The organism is Pseudomonas sp. PDM13 (assembly GCF_025685765.1).
GTDB lineage: Bacteria > Pseudomonadota > Gammaproteobacteria > Pseudomonadales > Pseudomonadaceae > Metapseudomonas > Metapseudomonas solani.
On sequence record NZ_JAOTQU010000010.1, the window covers coordinates 1 to 18609 of the forward strand.

General features: G+C 67.0%; 19 protein-coding genes. 13 read left to right on the forward strand and 6 right to left on the reverse strand.

The features are described 5' to 3' along the window. The 10 genes from OEJ36_RS12375 to OEJ36_RS12420 all read left to right on the forward strand — a co-directional run. Window positions 1-694, forward strand: a 694-nt coding sequence (locus OEJ36_RS12375) for a DUF2931 family protein (RefSeq protein WP_317891577.1), incomplete at its 5' end; no start/stop codon positions are given. A 90-nt stretch (window positions 695-784) separates the two neighbouring features. Next, window positions 785-1420 (forward strand): DUF2931 family protein, encoded by a 636-nt coding sequence (locus tag OEJ36_RS12380; RefSeq protein WP_263401733.1) that lies wholly within the window; start codon window positions 785-787, stop codon window positions 1418-1420. 318 nt (window positions 1421-1738) lie between these two features. Continuing rightward, window positions 1739-3325: a flavin monoamine oxidase family protein gene (locus OEJ36_RS12385; RefSeq protein ID WP_263401734.1), complete on the forward strand. Its 1587-nt coding sequence runs from the start codon at window positions 1739-1741 to the stop codon at window positions 3323-3325. A gap of 87 nt (window positions 3326-3412) precedes the next feature. Then, window positions 3413-3907 (forward strand): RidA family protein, encoded by a 495-nt coding sequence (locus tag OEJ36_RS12390; protein ID WP_021221894.1) that lies wholly within the window; start codon window positions 3413-3415, stop codon window positions 3905-3907. A 66-nt stretch (window positions 3908-3973) separates the two neighbouring features. Next, entirely contained in the window at window positions 3974-6436 is a 2463-nt protein-coding gene (locus tag OEJ36_RS12395; RefSeq protein ID WP_263401735.1) for a TonB-dependent receptor plug domain-containing protein, read from the forward strand. 2 nt (window positions 6437-6438) lie between these two features. Further along, on the forward strand, window positions 6439-7374 hold the full coding sequence (locus OEJ36_RS12400; RefSeq protein ID WP_263401736.1) for an aliphatic sulfonate ABC transporter substrate-binding protein: 936 nt from the start codon (window positions 6439-6441) through the stop codon (window positions 7372-7374). Window positions 7375-7653: 279 nt separating this feature from the next. Beyond that, window positions 7654-8430 (forward strand): 2OG-Fe(II) oxygenase, encoded by a 777-nt coding sequence (locus OEJ36_RS12405; protein WP_263401737.1) that lies wholly within the window; start codon window positions 7654-7656, stop codon window positions 8428-8430. Between the two features lie 4 nt (window positions 8431-8434). Next, the gene (locus OEJ36_RS12410; protein ID WP_263401738.1) at window positions 8435-9184 is read left to right on the forward strand and encodes a tRNA-dependent cyclodipeptide synthase; all 750 of its coding nucleotides are present in this window, start codon (window positions 8435-8437) and stop codon (window positions 9182-9184) included. A gap of 196 nt (window positions 9185-9380) precedes the next feature. Continuing rightward, entirely contained in the window at window positions 9381-10937 is a 1557-nt protein-coding gene (locus OEJ36_RS12415) for a DHA2 family efflux MFS transporter permease subunit (protein WP_263401739.1), read from the forward strand. Then, the gene (locus tag OEJ36_RS12420; protein WP_263401740.1) at window positions 10924-12261 is read left to right on the forward strand and encodes an LLM class flavin-dependent oxidoreductase; all 1338 of its coding nucleotides are present in this window, start codon (window positions 10924-10926) and stop codon (window positions 12259-12261) included. The genes OEJ36_RS12415 and OEJ36_RS12420 overlap by 14 nt, the downstream gene beginning before the upstream one ends. 119 nt (window positions 12262-12380) lie before the next feature. Here the strand turns inward: OEJ36_RS12420 and OEJ36_RS12425 are convergent, their stop codons facing one another. The 4 genes from OEJ36_RS12425 to OEJ36_RS12440 form a co-directional block, all read right to left on the reverse strand. Next, window positions 12381-13061 carry an amino acid ABC transporter permease gene (locus OEJ36_RS12425; RefSeq protein WP_263401741.1) on the reverse strand — a complete coding sequence of 227 codons (681 nt, stop codon included), beginning with the start codon at window positions 13059-13061 and terminating at the stop codon, window positions 12381-12383. A 1-nt stretch (window position 13062) separates the two neighbouring features. After that, the gene (locus OEJ36_RS12430; protein WP_263401742.1) at window positions 13063-13788 is read right to left on the reverse strand and encodes an amino acid ABC transporter permease; all 726 of its coding nucleotides are present in this window, start codon (window positions 13786-13788) and stop codon (window positions 13063-13065) included. Between the two features lie 108 nt (window positions 13789-13896). Further along, complete coding sequence (locus OEJ36_RS12435) at window positions 13897-14709, reverse strand: ABC transporter substrate-binding protein (RefSeq protein ID WP_263401743.1); 813 nt, start codon at window positions 14707-14709, stop codon at window positions 13897-13899. A gap of 250 nt (window positions 14710-14959) precedes the next feature. Continuing rightward, window positions 14960-15277 (reverse strand): hypothetical protein, encoded by a 318-nt coding sequence (locus OEJ36_RS12440; protein ID WP_021221904.1) that lies wholly within the window; start codon window positions 15275-15277, stop codon window positions 14960-14962. A gap of 173 nt (window positions 15278-15450) precedes the next feature. Here OEJ36_RS12440 and OEJ36_RS12445 point away from each other — a divergent pair, with 173 nt between their 5' ends. The 3 genes from OEJ36_RS12445 to OEJ36_RS12455 all read left to right on the forward strand — a co-directional run bounded on the left by OEJ36_RS12445 (window position 15451) and on the right by OEJ36_RS12455 (window position 17732). Then, window positions 15451-16170, forward strand: a complete 720-nt coding sequence (locus OEJ36_RS12445; protein WP_263401744.1) for an STN domain-containing protein — start codon at window positions 15451-15453, stop codon at window positions 16168-16170. Then, window positions 16167-16712, forward strand: coding sequence for an RNA polymerase sigma factor (locus tag OEJ36_RS12450; RefSeq protein ID WP_184490438.1), 546 nt, complete (start codon window positions 16167-16169; stop codon window positions 16710-16712). Before OEJ36_RS12445 ends, OEJ36_RS12450 begins: the two co-directional genes overlap by 4 nt. 66 nt (window positions 16713-16778) lie before the next feature. After that, window positions 16779-17732, forward strand: a complete 954-nt coding sequence (locus tag OEJ36_RS12455; RefSeq protein ID WP_263401745.1) for a FecR family protein — start codon at window positions 16779-16781, stop codon at window positions 17730-17732. A 159-nt stretch (window positions 17733-17891) separates the two neighbouring features. Here OEJ36_RS12455 and OEJ36_RS12460 read toward each other — a convergent pair whose 3' ends face one another. Further along, window positions 17892-18017 (reverse strand): hypothetical protein, encoded by a 126-nt coding sequence (locus OEJ36_RS12460; protein ID WP_021221908.1) that lies wholly within the window; start codon window positions 18015-18017, stop codon window positions 17892-17894. A 151-nt stretch (window positions 18018-18168) separates the two neighbouring features. Continuing rightward, window positions 18169-18453, reverse strand: a complete 285-nt coding sequence (locus OEJ36_RS12465; protein WP_263401746.1) for a hypothetical protein — start codon at window positions 18451-18453, stop codon at window positions 18169-18171. Between the last annotated feature and the right edge of the window lie 156 nt (window positions 18454-18609).

Below are 18609 nucleotides of genomic sequence, written 5' to 3' on the forward strand. Positions count from 1 at the left end.
GCAAACCCGCGCCCAACCAGCGGCTGGTCTTCAACAACAAACCGCAAGCGGGGTACCCGCAATGAAGCGCCCGCTTCTCGCCTTTTTGATCTTTGTCTTATCCGGATGTGCCGGTGCATATGGCCCTCCAGACATCCCATACAAACGCTGGCGTGTAGGTATAGGTGCACCCCGCTTCATGGAGGTCTGGGTGGAACGCGTGGATGTCATCGATCGCCGTGGTTATGCGTACTTCGATATCCACGGCGGTGTGGTGGCCTACAACGACAAGACGCCCGGCTGGTACAACGGTGGAGGGAAGATGATGCCGGCCAGCAATGTCGACTTGCCCGAGACTCTATTCGTGCGCTGGCAGTCCCTGGTGGAACCACAGACCTACAAGCTACGCATCGATATCCCGCAGTGGGTGCGCGACGAGATGCTCAAGCCGCGGCGGGCTTTCTGCCGAGCCGATGGCGAATGGGTCGATAACCTGTACCGATATGACATCTCCATCGGCATGGCCCCCGGCGGCATCGTCAAGGCCTGGGTGGGTGGGCCGTGCCTGTCGAATATCGAGATCGGGCGCTACCAGGCCAAGGTCGATACGAGGGGCCCCTATGAGGGCAACTCCAATGGGCGCTATTACCGCCCCCCCACTGAGGCCGCGCAGGCCTATATCGAACAACACGGTATCCCTTATGAATCCTGGTAATCGCCACGCTTGGGCAGGCAGCCGGCTGGCAGAACGGCTCCCCGACACCCGGGTCATCCTCAACAACAAACCGCAAGCGGGGTACCCACAATGAAGCGCCTGCTGCTGGCCCTTGTCATCCTTGCCCTGGCCGGTTGCGCGGCAGGCTCCAGCCGGCCGAGGCTGCCCTATGACTACTGGTATGTCGGGATAGGCGCACCCCGCTTCATGGAGGTTTGGGTGGAAAGCGTGGATGTCATCGATCGCCGTGGTTATGCGTACTTCGATATCCACGGCGGTGTGGTGGCCTACAACGACAAGACGCCCGGCTGGTACAACGGTGGAGGGAAGATGATGCCGGCCAGCAATGTCGACTTGCCCGAGACTCTATTCGTGCGCTGGCAGTCCCTGGTGGAACCACAGACCTACAAGCTACGCATCGATATCCCGCAGTGGGTGCGCGACGAGATGCTCAAGCCGCGGCGGGCTTTCTGCCGAGCCGATGGCGAATGGGTCGATAACCTGTACCGATATGACATCTCCATCGGCATGGCCCCCGGCGGCATTGTCAAGGCCTGGGTGGGTGGGCCGTGTCTGTCGAATATCGAGGTCGGACGCTACCAGGCCAAGGTCGAGCCACTGGGGCCCTCACAGGGCAAAACCAATGGGCAGTACGCCTGGCCCGCGCTTGAGCCTGAATCGGCGGCTTATATCAAGCAACACGGCATCCCTTATGGGTCCTGGTAGTTGCCTCGACTTTCCCCAGCGCCCACCTGAGCCAACCCCGCGCCGCCCGTGCCCTGCGGCGTGTGGGCATGATGTTTCAAGATGATTATGCGTTTTGTGCAGTATGCGAATCTTAAAACATGAAACATTTTAATATTTGCATATGCTCAAAATGTATTTCTCTTATCAAATTCGGCCCCATAGGATGGCTCCACATAGAGCTATTTCGTAGCTCGACAGCATTGATTGATAACCGGATGCGATATCCGGCAGCAGCCAGGGAAGGGCGCCATCGGGCGATCCGTGCCCGGTGGAAGGGAATCAAGGAGAGTGCCTGCAATGCCTTTGACCAGACGACAGCTCATCGCCCGTATCGGTGCCGTGGGGGGCTACCGGGCCGCCACGGCGGCCATGGGCATGCTCGGGGTGATGAGCCCGGCCTTGGGCGCCAGCCAGGAGAATTACGCGGCGCTGCAGCCGGCCAGCGGGCTGGGGCAGGGCGCCAGCGTCACCGTGGTCGGCGCCGGCATCGGTGGGCTGGTGGCGGCCTATGAGCTGCGCAAGGCGGGCTTCACGGTGAACCTGCTGGAGGCCCGCGAGCGGGTCGGCGGGCGCAACTGGACGCTGCGCAAGGGCGATCGCGTCGAGTACACCGACGGCACCACCCAGGTCGCCGAGTTCGACGAGGGCTTCTACTTCAACGCCGGCCCCGCGCGCCTGCCCAGCCACCACCAGCTGATGCTCGGCTACTGCCGCGAGCTGGGTGTGGAGCTGGAGGTGCTGGTCAACACCAGCCGCAACGCCCTGGTGCGCCCGGACCTATCTGCGCCGCCGATGCAGATCCGCCAGGCGGTGAACGACAGCCGTGGCCACCTGGCCGAGCTGCTGGCCAAGGCAGTCAATCGCCAGGCCCTGGACCAGGAACTGAGCGCGGATGACCGACGCAACCTGCTGGGCTTCCTCAAGACCTGGGGTGATCTGTCGGAGAAGCTCGAATACCTCGGCTCGGCGCGCTCCGGCTACAAGGTCTGGCCCGGCGCCGGCGACCAGCTGGCGCAGAAGAACGAGCCGCTGCCGCTGCGCACGCTGCTCAACCCGGCCCTGGGCACGGCGCTGATGATCGACGAATACCCGGAGTTCTCGCCCACCATGTTCCAGCCGGTGGGCGGTATGGACCGCATCCCGGCGGGATTCCAGCGCCACCTGCAGTCCTCCCTGCGCCTGGGCGCCGAGGTGCGCTCGATCCGTAACCATGAAGACCGCGTGGAGATCGCCTACCTGGACCGCCGCAGCGGCCGCGAGCAGCGGGTGACCAGCGACTACGCGGTGATCGCGCTGCCCCTGCCGCTGCTGGCGAAGATCGACGCCAACTTCACCGCGCCGGTGCGCCAGGCGATCTCGGCGGTGCAGTTCGGCTACGCCAACAAGGTGGCCTGGCAGTCGCGGCGCTTCTGGGAGACCGACTACCAGATCTACGGCGGGCTGTCCTTCCTCAACCAGGAGTCCTCCGGCCTCTGGTACCCCAGCGGCGGCTTCAACCAGGCGGAGGGCATCCTCATCGCCGCGTACAACAACGGCGAGGTGGCGCGCAAATTCGGCGACAAGGGCATCGACGAGCAGATCGCCCTGTCGCGCCAGGCCGTGGAGCTGCTGCACCCCGGCCACGGGCAGGACCTGCGCAAGCCGCTGGCCATCGCCTGGAACCGCATTCCCCACAGCCTCGGCCCGTGGATCAGCCACGAGGTGGCGGAGCCCGACTACGGCCTGCTCAACCAGGCCCAGGGCCGGGTGCACCTGACCAGCGACGGCCTCGCCCACAGCGGCGTGGGCATCTGGCAGGAAGCCGCCGCCGGTGCTGCCCGGCGCGTAGTGCGGAATATCTTCGAGCGTGCGCAAGGCACGTCGCAACACCGGCAAACGGCCTGAACCACGCCGCGCCGCATCCATAACCAGAACCTAGTTGCCAGGTAGCGGACCTCCGAGGCTGGCGTTGAAAACCTTGGAGCTTTCGTGATGCCTTTCAAACACGCCCTTCTGGGGTTGGGGGTCCTTTTCGCCGCCGCTGGCCACGCCGCGGAGATCGAGCGGGTGCCTTCGACCTATCCCAACTCGCCGATCCTGCAGTCGGCGACCCTGCCGGCCGGTACGGCGCTGACCTTCGTCTCCGGCATCCTCCCGGACCCGGCCGACCCCAAGGCCGCCAAGGATGACCTGCGCGCCGCCGGCGACACCGAGGCGCAGACCATCGCCGTGCTGCGCAAGGTGGAGGCCGCCCTGGCGCCGCGCGGCCTCGGTCTGGGCGATGTGGTGCAACTGCGGGTGTACCTGGTGGGCGACCCGAAGCTCGATGGGCGCATGGACTTCGAGGGCCTGCAGCGCGGCTTCCGGCAGTTCTTCGGCAGCGAGAAGCAGCCGCTGAAGCCGACCCGCACCACGGTGCAGGTGGCCGGGCTGGTGTTGCCCGGCGCGCTGATCGAGGTCGAGGCGGTGGCCGCCAAGGCCCGCTGACCCACTCCCTCCCCATTGAACGAGCCAGATGCGGCCGGGTTGCGGTCGCCTACAGGAAGTCCCGTGATGCGTAACGCCTTCAGCAAGACCTTCTCGCTTTCCCCGATCAGCGCCGCGCTGCTCCTCGCCCTGGGCGGCGAAGCGCTGGCCGCCAGCGACCCGACCCTGTCCACGGTGGTGGTGACCGGCGTGCGCGGTAGCCAGCAGCGCACCGTGACCGACAGCCCCGCGCCGGTGGATGTGATCTCCGGCGAGCAACTGAAAACCAGCGGCCAGAACGGCCTCAAGGACATGCTCACGCGCCTGCTGCCGTCCTTCAACGCCCCCACCATCAACGGCGGTGGTACCGCCTTCCTGGTGCGCGGCATCAGCATGCGCGGCCTGGGCGGTGACCAGGTGCTGATCCTGGTGAACGGCAAGCGCCGCCACAACACCGCGATGATCAACAACAACGCCCGGGTCGGCACCGCCGCCGTGCCGGTGGACCTGGACCTGATTCCCACCGCCGCCATCGAGCGCATCGAGGTGCTGCGTGACGGCGCCGCCGCCCAGTACGGCTCCGACGCCATCGCCGGGGTGATCAACATCATCCTCAAGAAGGACGCGGAAGGGATCACCTCGGACAGCTCCCTCGGCCAGTACTACAGCGGCGACGGCACCACCGGCCACGAGGCGGCCAACTTCGGCTTCGGCCTGGGGGAGGGCGGCTTCTTCAACCTCTCCTTCGACGCCAAGGTGCAGGAACCCTACGACCGCGCCGGCGCCGTGCGCGGCAACTTCGGCACCCTCGCCAACGGCCAGCCGGACCCGCGCATCACCCAGCGCCACGGCTGGGGCGAGGAATACGGCCTGGGCCGCGACCGCACCTACAGCAGCGCCTACAACCTGGAGCTGCCCCTGGGCGAGGACCTCAAGCTCTATTCCTTCTCCACCCTGAGCTACCGCGACGGCAAGAAGGTGCTCGGCCACCGCGCGCCCACCGACATCACCGCCACCAACTGGCTGCCCAACGCGCCGTACCCCAAGGGTGGCCAGGCCACCCGCGAAGTGGAGGAGACCGACTACCAGTTCCTCGGCGGCATCAAGGGCCTGGCCGCCGACTGGGACTGGGACCTCTCCACCACCTACGGCCGCGACAAGGCCAAGCTCTACACCGACAACAACATCAACCTCTCCAACGACCCGCTGCGGAGCCAGCACCGCTTCCACCTGACCGACGAGATCTTCGACCAGTGGACCACCAACCTGGACTTCAGCCGCGCCCTGGACATCGGCTGGAGCAGCCCGCTGGAAACCTCCTTCGGCATCGAATACCGCTGGGAGAAGTACGAGCTCACCGAGGGTGAACCCAACTCCTACAACTACGGCAGCTACGTGATCCCCAGTGGCCCCACCGCCGGCACGCGCCCGGACCCGGGCCTGTTCTCGGTCAACGGCACCACCCCCGAGGACGCCGGCGACATGATCCGCCACAGCGGCGCCGCCTATGTGGACTTCGGCCTCAACATCACGCCGGAGTGGTACACCGCCTTCGCCCTGCGCCACGAGAAGTACAACCAGGACATCGGCGAGACCACCAGCGGCAAGTTCACCACCCGCTACGAGTTCGCCCCCGGCTATGCGGTGCGGGCGGCGGTGAGCAACGGCTTCCGCGCGCCGTCCCTGGCGCAGAACGTGTTCTCCTCCACCAGCTCGGTGACCATCTTCGGCAGCGGCGGCACTACCACCACCGCGCGCACCAAGCAGATGCGCCCCGGCTCGCCGGAAGCCATCGCCCTCGGTGCCGAGACCCTGGAGCCGGAAACCTCGCGCAACTACAGCCTGGGCTTCACCGCCGAACCCACCGACCGCCTGCGCCTGACCGCCGACTTCTACCTGATCGACATCGACGACCGCATCCTCCAGACCGGCGTGCTCACCGGCTCCGCGGTGTCGGCGATACTGGTCGCCAACGGCCTGTCGCCGAACCTCTCCGGCCAGTACTTCGCCAACGCCGCCGACACCCGCACCAAGGGCGTCGACCTGGTGGCCGAGTACCGCCAGCCGCTGGACGAATACGGCACCGTGCGCTGGAGCCTGGCCTACAACCACAACAAGACCACCATCCGCGACCTCGCCGAGACGCCGTCCGAGCTCTCCAGCCTGGGCGCCGGCTACGTGCTCTTCGACCGCCAGCAGCAGACCGACCTGACCAAGGCCACGCCCAAGGACAAGTGGATCCTCAACACCAACTACAAGGTGGACGACTGGACCCTGAACCTGACGCTGACGCGCTACGGCGAATACACCGAAGGCTCGAACATCCCGGCCAACGATCGCACCTACAGCGCCAAGTGGATCACCGATATCGACGTCGCCTACGACGTCACCCAGAACCTCACCGTGGCCCTGGGTGCCAACAACCTGTTCGACGAATACCCGGACAGCATCGGCATCGTGCCCTGGGCCGGCACCTACGAGTACGGCATGTTCTCGCCCTACGGCCTGGGTGGCGGCTACTACTACGGCCGCGTGAGCCTGGCGTTCTGATGATGGGCAAGGGCCGTGTGCTGCTGGGCCTGCTGTGCCTGGCGCTGGGTTCTGCCCCCGCGCTGGGCGCCGAGGCGCTGCGTGTGTCGAGCCAGAAGAACTCGCTGAAGGTGCTGCTGCAGGCCGCCGGCGAGCTGGACGAGGTGCCGTACCCGATCGAGTTCGCCTCCTTCGGTGCGGCGGCGCCCACGGCCGAGGCCCTCAGTGCCGGTGCTGTGGATATCGGCACCCTGGGTGTCGCGCCCTTCGTCTTCGCCGCCTCGGCCGGTGCCGGGCTGAAGACGGTGGGCGTGGTGCGCCTGAAGGTCACGCCCAGGGCCGTGGCCATCGTGGTGCCCGAGGGCTCGCCCCTCACCGACGCAGCGTCCCTGGTGGGCAGGCGCATCACCACCACGCGGGGCTCCATCGGCCACTACCTGGCGCTGGCCGCCCTGCGTTCGGTGGGCCGCAGCGGGCGCGATGCGCAGTTCGTGTTCCTGCAGCCGGGTGAGTCGCGCAGCCTGCTGGCCAATGGCGAGGCGGATGCCTGGGCCACCTGGGACCCCTACACCAGCATGGTGAAGATGGAGGGCGGCACGCGGGTGCTGGTCAGTGGCGAGGGGCTGTTCGCCGGCAACATGTTGCTGGTGGCCAACCCGGCGGCGATCCGCGGCAAGCCCGAGCAACTGCGGGACTTCCTCCAGCGTGTGGGCCGCGCCTGGGACTGGGCCAATGCCCATGTCGAGGAATTCTCGACGCTCCAGGCGCAGCAGAGCGGCCTGCCACTGGAGGTGCATTTGCGCTCCAACCGCTACTCACAGCCCCGGCGGGTGGACGTGGACGAGGCCCTGGTCAGGGACCTGGCCGACACCGCGCGGCTGTACCAGGACGAGGGCGTGATCGGGCCGGGATTCGAAGCCGAAACCCAGGTGGATCGACAGTTCAACAGTGCCCGATAAGTTGGCCGCAATCGCATTTCAAGTTGCTGTTTTGCGCAACTTTGAACTGTAACTTTCATAATCTTCATGCGTGGCGTTAATAGTTGTTCGGGTTGATTTGAAATAACCCCGTATTAATTGGAAACAAAGTTTGGATGCTAGAGAAAATCGATATTTCACAAGCCCTTGGAGCTTGTTGAATATGCAAGCCAGGTGATCATTCGATCACGCACACATAACAGGCAGGGACGCCTGCTGTTAATCCGAATGACAACTTTCAGGGATACGCAAGGAGTCTTCATGCTGACCATTACCACGGTCGAAGAATTGACCGCAGCGCATATACAAGATGTTATCCACGCCCGCACTTACGGCATCCTCATCAAAGGCTTCGCTTCGGCCGATACCGTGGCCCTGGCGCTCGACCGCCTGAGCCGGCACGAGCTGCGCGGCGCCTTCAGCGAGCAGACCGAATTCGTGCGTCTGGGCAAGGCCTATATCGAAATCGGTGACGAGGCCAGCCGGGTCGAATACCACGCCCAGGCCATCACCAATATCCGCAAGATCCGCAGCGTGTTCAGCCCCCTGGCGTCGCCCATCGACGAGCTGCGCCTGCTGCTCGACGAGGCCTGGCCCAAGGGCGCTCGGCTGCTGGATGTGAACGGCGAGAAGTGCTTCGTAGGCATCGCCCGCTTCCAGGGCAATGGCGTCGACCTCACGCCCCACACTGACAACCTGGAGCGCAACGCGCCCCAGGACCACGAGCCGAAGCTGCTCACCCAGCTCTCCACCAACATCTACCTGCAGATACCCGAAGACGGCGGCGAGCTGGAGATCTGGGGCATCCACCCCGACGAGATCGAGTACGACCGCCTGCGCGGCGAGCGCGCCTATGGCATCGAGCGCCACCTGCTGCCGCCGCCGGACCTGGTGATCAAGCCCGAGCCCGGCGACCTGATCTTCCTCAACCCCCGGCTGATCCACGCGGTGCGCCCCTCGGCCACCGCCACCCGGGTCACCCTCGGTGTATTCATCGGCTATTTCGGCGACGACCAGCCCCTTGCCTACTGGAGCTAAAGACATGAGCGATGTGGAAGCGATCAACCTCAAGGCCTATTTCAACAAGGGCGGCGAAGAACTGGATTTCACCGGCAAGCACTGCGTGCTGGCCGTGAGCGTGGGCCAGGAATACCACGAGGAGCAGAAGCTCAGCTCCACCGTGCACCTGATCAACAAATCCGGCTTCAGCCGGGTGAAGGTGGTGGTGGCCGACACCCTGCAGCGCCACAACAAGCACGGCAAATCCCCGGGGGAGGCACTCTCTGCCTCCATCCGTGACGGCGATGCCTGGCTGGCGCGCAACCGCAAGTACCTGGCCGGCCTGGAAGCGCCGGTGACCATCAGCCGCTGGAACCAGGAGCTGGCCTCCGACCGCTACGCCGAACTGCGCCAGCAGGTGAACCAGCTGTACCGCGAGAGCGAGGACCTGCGCGGCGCCATCGAAGCCACCATCGGCGTGTTCATCGAGCGCCTCCGATTGCGCGACCCGGACGCCGACACTGAGCGCGCCGCCGCCCAGTGCCGCGAATACATCCTCGAAGAGGTGCCGATCATCCTCCCGCTCTGGGCGGAGGAGGGCTACGACTACGTCATCTACCCGCAGCAGATGACCAACGCCATGGCCACCGCCCGGCGCCTGCTGATCGAACCCCATGCGCCGGACCTCGTGCACTGGCTGCCGCTGAAGTTCAAGAAGCGCGGCATCCCGATCCCCTTCACCCTGCCGGGCGCGGTGCACCCGGCCTGGGCCGGGAGTGCGATTGCGATCTAGCCAAGCATCGCGAATGAATTCGCTCCCACACCGCCAACCCGGCACGCACCTGTGGGAGCGGATTCATCCGCGAATAAAGCGCAGCCCTTCGGGCTGCATGGGCGAATGAATTCGCCCCTACAAATTCCCAGTACCAAAAACGGCCCCACGCCACACGGACGACGGCCTCCAACCTGAATGACGGATAGGAGTTTCCATGAGCGTTTTTGCGCAACAGCAACGCAAATGGTGGGCCTTGCTCGGTGTGAGCATCGCCAGTTTTCTCGGCTGCGTGGATTTCACCATCGTGAACACCGCGCTGCCGGCCCTGCAGGCCGACCTGAATGCCTCGGTGGGCGGGCTGCAATGGGTGATCAACGGTTTCATCCTGGCGCTGTCCAGCGCCATGGTGCTGGTGGGCCGCCTGGCCGACCTGCATGGCCGCCGGCGGGTGCTGAACATCGGCCTGGCAGTATTCGGCCTGGCTTCCCTCGGCGCCGGGCTGGCATCCGATATCGATACGCTGGTGGCGGCGCGGGTGGCCCAGGGGCTGGCCTGCGCGGTGCTCTACACGGCCTCCGGCGCCATCGTCTCGGCCACCTTCGCCAGCGAAGAACAGGGCAAGGCCTTCGGCGTGCTGTTCGGCGTCAACGGCGTCGGCCTTGCCGTGGGGCCGGTGCTCGGCGGGGTGATCACCAGCGCCTTCGGCTGGCAGTGGATCTTCCTGGTCAACGTGCCCTTCGTGCTGCTCAGCCTGGCGATCATCGCCCTGGCGGCGGACGAGTCTCGGGCCGAGCAGGATGGCGCGCGGCTCGATTGGGCCGGCGCTGCATTGCTGCTGGTGGGGCTGCCGAGCCTGGTGCTGGTAATCGTCCAGGGTGGCGCCTGGGGCTGGGCCTCGGCCACCACCCTGGGGCTGATCGGCCTGGCGGTGCTGGCCTTCATCGCCTTCGTCGCGGTGGAGCTACGGGTACGTGCGCCCATCGTCGATTTGCGGCTGTTCGCCAACCGCCGTTTCGTCGCGGCCGTCAGCGCCAGCTTCGGCCTGGCGCTGTTCTACTGCGTGGCCTTCTTCGTGATGCCGCTGTACCTGTCGCTGATCCGTGGCGAGAGCGTGCAGGCCAGCGGCCTGTTGCTGCTGCCCACCACCCTGGGCGTGGCGCTGCTCTCGCCAGTGGTGGGGCGGCTGGTGGACCGCAAGGGCCCGGCGCTGCTGATCCAGGCCGGGCTGTTGTTCTTCGCCTTGTCGGCGCTGCTGCAGGCCGGCTTCAGCGAAGGCACCTCACTGCCGCACCTGCTCAGCGCCTTCGCGGTGATGGGCCTGGGCTGGGCCTGCATCCTCGGGCCGTCCACGGTGCTGGGCATTTCCTCGGTGCCGCAGCACGTGGGCTCGGTGGCCATGGGCTCGCTGATGACCCTGCACAACGTCGGCGGCGGCCTCGGCCTTGCCGTGGGCGTGGGCATCTACCGCGGCTTCGCCGCCCACGAGCTGGCCGGCGCCACGGGCGTGTCGGCGGATACCGACTGGCTGGCCCGTGCCGCCGCCGCGCCGGAGCAGGGCGCTGCACTGCTGGGCGAGCACCTGGTGCAGGCCCCTGAGGTGCTACAGGGCTGGGTGCACGGCGCCTTCCTCCAGGGCTACCAGGCGGTGATGCTGTTCCTCGCCGCCAGCGTGCTGCTGGTGTGGGCCAGCGTTGCCGTGCTGCTGCGGGCCAAGGCCGCTGCGCCCGTCGAGGCGGCTGCCGAGCAGGAGCCCAGCCATGGCAAGGCGTGACGGCCGCCTGCGCCTGGGTGCCTTTCTCTCCGGCTCCGGCGCCCACGCCGGCAGCTGGCGGCACCCCCGGGCGGATGCCGACGCCTCGATCAACTTCGAGCGCTACCGGCACTACGCCCAGACCCTGGAGCGCGGGCGCTTCGATGCGTTGTTCCTCAACGACAACGTGGCGGTGGGCGAGCTGGACCCGCGCGTGCTGCGCAGCAGCGCCTACAGCCTGCGCTGGGACCCCTTGACCCTGTTGCCGGCGCTGGCGGTGACTACGCAGCACATCGGCCTGATCGCCACCGCCAACACCAGCTACAACGAGCCCTACAACATCGCCCGCAAGTTCGCCTCGCTGGATCACCTCTCCGGCGGGCGCGCCGGCTGGAACCTGGTGACGGCGCTGATCGGCGGGGAGAACTTCAACCGCGCCGAGCACCTGCAGCATGCGGATCGTTACCAGCGCGCCGGGGAGTTCTTCGAGGTGGTCACCGGGCTCTGGGACAGCTGGGCGGACGACGCCTTCCCCCTGGACAAGGCCTCCGGCACCTGGCTGGAGCCGGCGCGCATGCGCGTGCTCGAACACGAGGGCGAGCACTTCCGCGTGCGCGGCCCGCTCAACGCGCCACGGCCCCTGCAGGGCTGGCCGGTGATCGCCCAGGCCGGCTCCTCCGAGGCCGGCCGCGCCCTGGCGGCACGTACCGCCGAGCTGGTGTTCACCGCGCAACAGACCCTGGAGGAGGGCAAGGCCTTCCATGCCGATATCCACCGCCGCCTGGCCCGGGCCGGGCGCGGGGAGGATGAACTCAAGGTATTCCCCGGCCTGGCCCCGGTGGTGGGGCGCACGGCCAGCGAAGCCGAGGAAAAGCACGAAGAACTTCAGGCCCTGGTGGACCCGGAGGCGGCGCTCAAGGCGCTGTCCTTCCTGGTGGACATCGGCATCGACCTGGAACGCCTGCCGCCGGATGCGCCGGTGGTGTTGCCCGACCCGCTGCCGCTCACCGAGCGCCACAAGAGCCGCCAGCAACTGGTGGTCGACCTGATCCGCCGCGAGAAGCCCACCGCCACACAGCTGCTGCGCACGCTGGGTGCCGGCGGTCATCGCCTGCTGGTGGGCACGCCGAGCCAGATAGTCGAAGAGATGGCCTGCTGGTACGAAGAACGTGCGGCCGACGGCTTCAACCTGCTGTTCACCCACCTGCCCGGCGGGCTGGAGGACTTCGTCGACCTGGTGATCCCCGAGCTGCAGCGCCTGGGCCTGTTCCGCCGCGAATACGAAGGCCGCACCCTGCGCGAGAACCTCGGCCTGCAACGCATCGCCAACCGGCATTTCTCGTAGATGCGCTGGCTGCTATCCGCATGGGTTTCGCTGTGCTCTACCCATCCTACGAAGAGCACATCACCTGGGCCGTAGGATGGGTAGAGCTATGCGAAACCCATCATCCAGGTCGCCACCGATCAACGCCCAACGGTGGGCGGTGAGACCACCCGGGCAAGCAGATCGAGCCCTGCGCACATCACGAAATACAGCAGCGCCACGAAGAGGAACACTTCGGTGGGGTGCACCATCACCCGGTTGCTCACCTGGGTGGCGACGAAGGACAGCTCGCCAACGCCGATGACGTAGCCCAGGGAGCTGTCCTTGATCAGCGACACCCACTGGTTGAGGAAGGAGGGCAGCATGATCGGCAGCGCCTGGGGCAGGACGATCAGCCGCAGCACCTGCCAGGGGCGCAGGCCCAGGGCGCGGCCGGCGTCCCACTGGCCCGGCGGCAGGCTCTGGATGCCGGCGCACACCGAGTGCGCCAGGTAGGCGCCGCCGATCAGCGACAGCGCGCAGACCACGGTCGCCAGCGCCGGCACATCCATCTGGAACAGCACCGGCAGCAGGAAGTAGCTCCAGAAGATCAGCATCAGCACCGGAATGGCACGGAAGAAGCCCAGCACCGCCAGCAGCACCAGGCGCGGCCGGCCTTCGAGCACCGCCAGGGCGATGCCCAGGACCAGGCCCAGTGCCGCCGAGGCGATGCCCGAAAGCAGCGACAGCAGCAGGGTCAGCGCGGCGCCGCCCAGGGGGCCATCGGGCCAGGCACCGAGCAGGAAATAATCGAGGTTGTCGAGAATCACCGAGAAATCCATCTCAGGCCTCCCCGCGCACGTGGCGGCGGTGCTGGTGGATCAGCGTGCCGGCCACTTCGATGGCGATCGCGGCGCCCAGGTAGAGCAGGGTGGCGATGCCGAAGGCCTGGAAGGTCTTGAAGGTTTCCGTCTCCACCTGGCGCGAGGCGTAGGACAGCTCGGCAAGGCCGATGGCCATGGCCAGGGAGCTGTTCTTCAGGGCGTTCATGTACTGGCCGAACAGCGGCGGCAAGGCCGTGTGCAAAGCCTGGGGCAGGATGATGTAGCGCCACACCTGGCCCGGTCGCAGGCCCAGGGCCATGCCCGCTTCGCGCTGTTGCGGGCGCACCGAGGCGATGCCGGCGCGCAGCTCTTCGGCGATGAAGGCGCTGGTGTAGAGCGACAGGCCCAGTGCCGCGGCGAGGAATTCGAAGGAGGGCCAGGCCAGCGTGACCGGGCCCAACGCCAGCTCATGGGGCAGGTTGAGCCAGAACACCAGCTCCTCCGGCAGCAGCGCGGGCACGCCGAAGTACCAGAAGAACAGCTGCACCAGCAGCGGTGTGTTGCGCAGCACCGAAAGGTAGCTGCGTGCCGGCCAGGACAGGCGGCCGGGCAACTGACGGCCGACGGCGACCAGGGCGCCGAGCAGGGTGCCGATGACGCAGACCAGCAGCGAGGTGCCGAGGGTCAGCAGGAAGCCGTCCAGCAGCCAATGCAGGTAACGGAGAGCGAGGAGGTCGCCGAACATTGTCGAGGTCTTTCAATGGGTGATCCCCGCATAGGCGGGGATCGGGGAGGGAAGGCGTGCGGTGTGGTCCGTGGGCTCCGGGCGCGGGCCCACCGGTTCATGGCGCGATCAGTGCACCGTGCCGATCTTGTACAGGCGCGCCAGCGGGGTCTTGGTGTCCGGGCCGAACCAGGTGTCGTAGATGGCCTGGGCGCGGCCCTTGTCTTCCAGCTCCTGCAGGGTCTGGTTGACGTACTCGGTCAGCGCGGTTTCACCCTTGGGAATGCCGACGCCGATCAGGTCGCTGGAGATGGTGAAGGGCGGGACTTCGTACTTGTCCTTGTCCGGCACGTTGGCCAGCAGGCCGATGAGCTTGGGGCCGTCCTGGGTGATGGCCTGGACCTGGCCGTTGCGCAGGGCGGTGAAGGCGAAGGGGGTGTCGTCATAGGCCACCACCTTGGCGCCGGGGAATTTCTCCCGCAGCACGCCTTCGTTGACCGTGCCCTTGTCGACGCCCACGCGCCATTTGTTCAGGTCGTCGGTGTTCTTCAGGGTGCCTTTCCTGACGATGAACTGCTGCCCCGAGGAGAAGTACGGAATGCTGAAGTTGACCTGTTCGGCGCGCTCCGGGGTGATGGTGAAGTTGGCCAGCACCAGGTCGACCTTGTTGGCCACCAGCAGCGGCACGCGGTTGGCCGGGTTGGTGGGTTGCAGCTGCAACTTGACCCCGAGCTTGTCGGCGATGGCGCGGGCGTAGTCCACGTCCAGGCCGGCCAGTTGCTTGGTCTCGCCATCGACGAAGCCGAAGGGCGGGTTGCTGTCGAACGCCGCGACGCGCAGGACGCCGGCCTTGCGGATGTCATCGAGGCGGTCCGCCTGGGCCAGGCCGGAGAGGGTGGCAAGGGCGAGTGCGAGGGCGGTGAGGGCAGTCAGCTTCTTCATGAATATTCAGCTCCTTTGGCGGGCCCTGGCGCGCATGGCCGGGCTCCGCTCATCTGTCGGGGGCGGTCGCTTCCGGGTGGGAAGCGCCGCCGTTCGCCGGAGGGGGTTGCCCGCTGGCGAGGCGATTCTGGCAGGGGGCTGGAGCGGACAAAAAAGAATTAATTTGTCTTTTTAAATTCGATAAACGAATAAGCAGGAGCGGCGCGGGCTGCGCTGAAAGTGGCGGGCTAGAGCGGTTGCCTGGCGCGGCTCAGGGCGCCGGGCGTTGCGGCTGCACCGAGTGGCCGAAGTTGGCGCCCATGCGCACGCCGGTAGCGGCCGGCGTGGCGAGGCCCAGCTGGTTGGCCGGGCGGCGCTCGATGGGCACCTGCAGGGCGGCCTGGTTGCGGCGGGCCGCCTCGGCGCCCTCCGGGTTGGCCAGGCGCTGGCTCAGGCAGTCATAGGACAGGGCCTTGTAGCCGTTCACTTCGGCGCTGATGCAACTGCCTTGCGGGGTGCCTTCATCGGCGCTGGCCAACAGCGGCGCAAGGGCGAGAACGAGGCCGGCGAGGGCGATGCGTGCGGGCATGATTGCCTCCAGATGCTGGATCATTGCCGGGAAATCTACGGTAAAAGCGCCGTCATCGCTGCGAAGTCTTTTTTGCAGGGGCCGTCACACAATCGACATGAACAGACCTCAGGATTGCCTTCCTGGGTCAAGCCAGCAACGCATCGACACGCAGTACGGGTCGGAATCCGCCTATGTCAATGGAAGCCGTGGCGAGGGGCTGCCTCGCGCCAGCGGTGCTGATCGTCCTCCTCGTCGCAGCCTGCTGCCTGGCGGCTTTGCCATGCATGGCGCTCGCGGGTGAGGGCCGGGCCGAAGAGGGCTCGCTGGAGTTCGACCTGCCGGCTCAGGACCTGTCCCAGGCCCTGGAGCGTTTCAGCGAGGTCACCGGGATGGCCATCCTGGTGGACCGCGAACTGACGCGCGGGCGGCGCTCGGCGTCGGTCAACGGCCGGCTCGGCGCACGCCAGGCCTTGGCCAGGCTGCTGACCGGTACCGGGCTCATGGCCCAGCACAGCGAAGGCCGGGCCTTCACCGTGTTGCCGGCCAAGGTTTCGACGGCGCCCTCAGGGCGCAACCACGGCGCGGCGACGCGCTGGGAACAGGGCAGCTTCGCGGCGGCCCTGCAGGGCGCGTTGGCAAAGGCCTTGTGCCGTTCACCGTTGACCCGGCCCGGTGGCTACCGCGCCGCGTTGCAGCTCTGGATAGGCCCCGTCGGCCTGGTGGAGCACAGCCGCCTGCTGGGGCCCACCGGCAACCTGCGGCGCGATGCGGCACTGGTGGAAAGCCTGCGTGGCCTGATGATCGACAGGGCGCCACCGTCATCCTTGCCCCAGCCGGTCACCGTGCTGGTGGTTCCGGAGGCGGCCGCCAGCATGGAATGCAACAAGTGGGAAGGAGCTGCGGGGGCATGAATAACAAGGAGCGTGGCACCATGCTCAGGCTGTTTCTGGCCTCCTACGAGGAGTTCAGGACGCGCCTGAAGCGGCGCCTGGGGTCGGATGACCTGGCCAACGATGTGCTCCACGAAACCTACCTGCGCCTGGATCGCATGGACGAGCCGGAAGGCGTGCAGAAGCCCGGTGCCTACCTCTATCGCATGGCCCTCAACGTCGCCGCCGACCGCCGCGCCCAGGACGCGCGCCTGCTCACCGGCGAGGAGGTCGAGGACCTGCTGCACCTGGCCGAGGAGCACCTCGACCCGGCAGTGATCGTCGGTGGGCAGATCGAGATCCGGGCGCTGGTCACGGCGCTGGCGGAGCTGACGCCACGGCGCCGGCAGATCCTTATCGCGGCGCGCATGGAGGAAGTGCCGCACCTGGAGATTTCCCGGCGTTTCGGCATCTCCACGCGCATGGTGGAGAAGGAACTCAAGGCCGCACTGGGCTACTGCGCGGCACGCCTGGAAAGAAAAGTGGTGCAACGGTTCGGTCCCGGCGCCGGAAAACAGTCATAGGGTCGAGGGGCTGAACGAGCGCCCCGCGATCACTCCCGAGAACAGCTGCGGTTGAACGACGACGCCATGACAGCACCCGATTCCGGCACCGCCGGGCAGACCCGGCTGGAGGAAGAAGCCCGAGCCTGGTTGCTCCGCCTCACCTCCGGCCGCGCCACCACCCGTGACGCCGAGGCCTTCCGCTTGTGGTGCGCGCAAAGCGAGCGCCACAGCGCAGCCTTCACCCGTGCCCGGGAGCTGTGGCAGGCCCTGGCGCCCGCCGCGCTGGCGTTGCAGCAGCCTGCGCCGCCGGTGGCCAGCCTGCCGCCCCGGCGCTTCGGCCGGCGTGCCTTCCTCGGTGGTGCCATCGCCGCGTCCCTGGCCGTGGTGCTGGTCCGGCCGTCGTTGCCGGGCTCGCTGTCCGGCATGGGCGCCGACTACAGCACCGCGGTGGGTGAGCAGCGCCGTGTGGACTTCGCCGAGGGGCTGACCCTCGAACTCAACACCCTCACCCGCATCAACCGACGCCCCCTGGGCGGCGGCGTCGCGGGCATCGAACTGCTCGAAGGCGAGGTGGAAGTGCTGGCCAAGGCGCCGATCCGCGTGGTGGCCGGGACCGGCACCCTGGATGCCGCCGGCGCACGCTTCAACGTCCGCGCCGTGGGCGACTCCATCTGCGTCACCTGCCTGGAAGGCAGCCTGGCGGTGGAAGTGCGCGGGCGCAGCGTGCTGCTGCCGCCTGGTCGCCAATTGACCTATGACGAAGGCGGCCGCAGCGAACCGATCGCTTTCGACCCGGCGGTGGTCATGGCCTGGCGCCAACAACTGCTGGTGTTCGACGACGCGCCCCTGGCCACGGTGATCGACGAGATCAACCGCTACCGCCCGGGGATGATCCTGCTGGTCAACCAGGAACTCGGCCGGCGCAAGGTCCAGGCGCGCTTCCGCCTCGACCAGCTGGCCGAAGTCGCCGCCCTGATCCGCGACGCCTACGGCGCCACCGTCACCGAGCTGCCGGGCGGGGTGGTGCTGGTCAGTTGATCGGTGCCACGCGCATGCGCACGTAGGTTGGGCTGAGGTACGAAGCCCAACGTAGCGATGTCGAGCACCGCACCGTTGGGCCTCGCTGCGCTCGGCGCCAACCTACGGTTTGTGCACCCCAACAACACAACGGCCCGGATAAACCGGGCCGTTGGCGTTTCAGGTGGCTTCATCCTCCGCAGGTGGCGGCTTGCGGGGCTCGCGCAGGTGGTCGAAATAGAACAGCACCAGGCCAAAAGCGATGATGAGACCGATGATGACCAGGCCGATATGAGCGTTCTGCATCGCGGATTCCAGTTCCAGGAAGGCATGGGCTCAGGGCTGCGGGGGATTGTCGGCCAGGCGCCATTGGCGGGGCCAGCGGCGTTGCGGAAAAAGGCTGTAGGGAAGGGCGGAGCGAAAGCGGGGCCGCCAGGACAGCGGCCCCGCGTGCGGGTCAGACGAAGCCTTGCTCGCCAAAACCACGGGGCAGGCGCTGGCGGCCGGGCAGGGCAGCGAGGCGCTGCTCCCAGCTGCTGCGCCAATCGTTCGCTGCATTCTCGGCCTTGGCCTTGCGGGCGGCACGCCGTGCGGCATTGCGCGCGGTGCGACGGGCCTCCTTGAAGACCTCGGTGTTGCGGCAGCTGCGGCACTTGACCCGTGCCAGCTCGGTGGTTGAAACCAGGTTGTTGCCGTGGTGGCCGCAGGCGAGATGGCCGGCGACCTTGTAGTGAGTGACCATCGGTGGGGCTCCTTTGTACGGCCGCACCGCGCCCGATGCCTCGGTCACGGTTGGCACGCTATTGGGTCCTACCTGGTTTCGACTGCGGAGGATGCCGAGGGGTTCGAATCATCGAAGCGGTGGAGGGACTGCGAGCCACCCGAGATACCAGCGAAT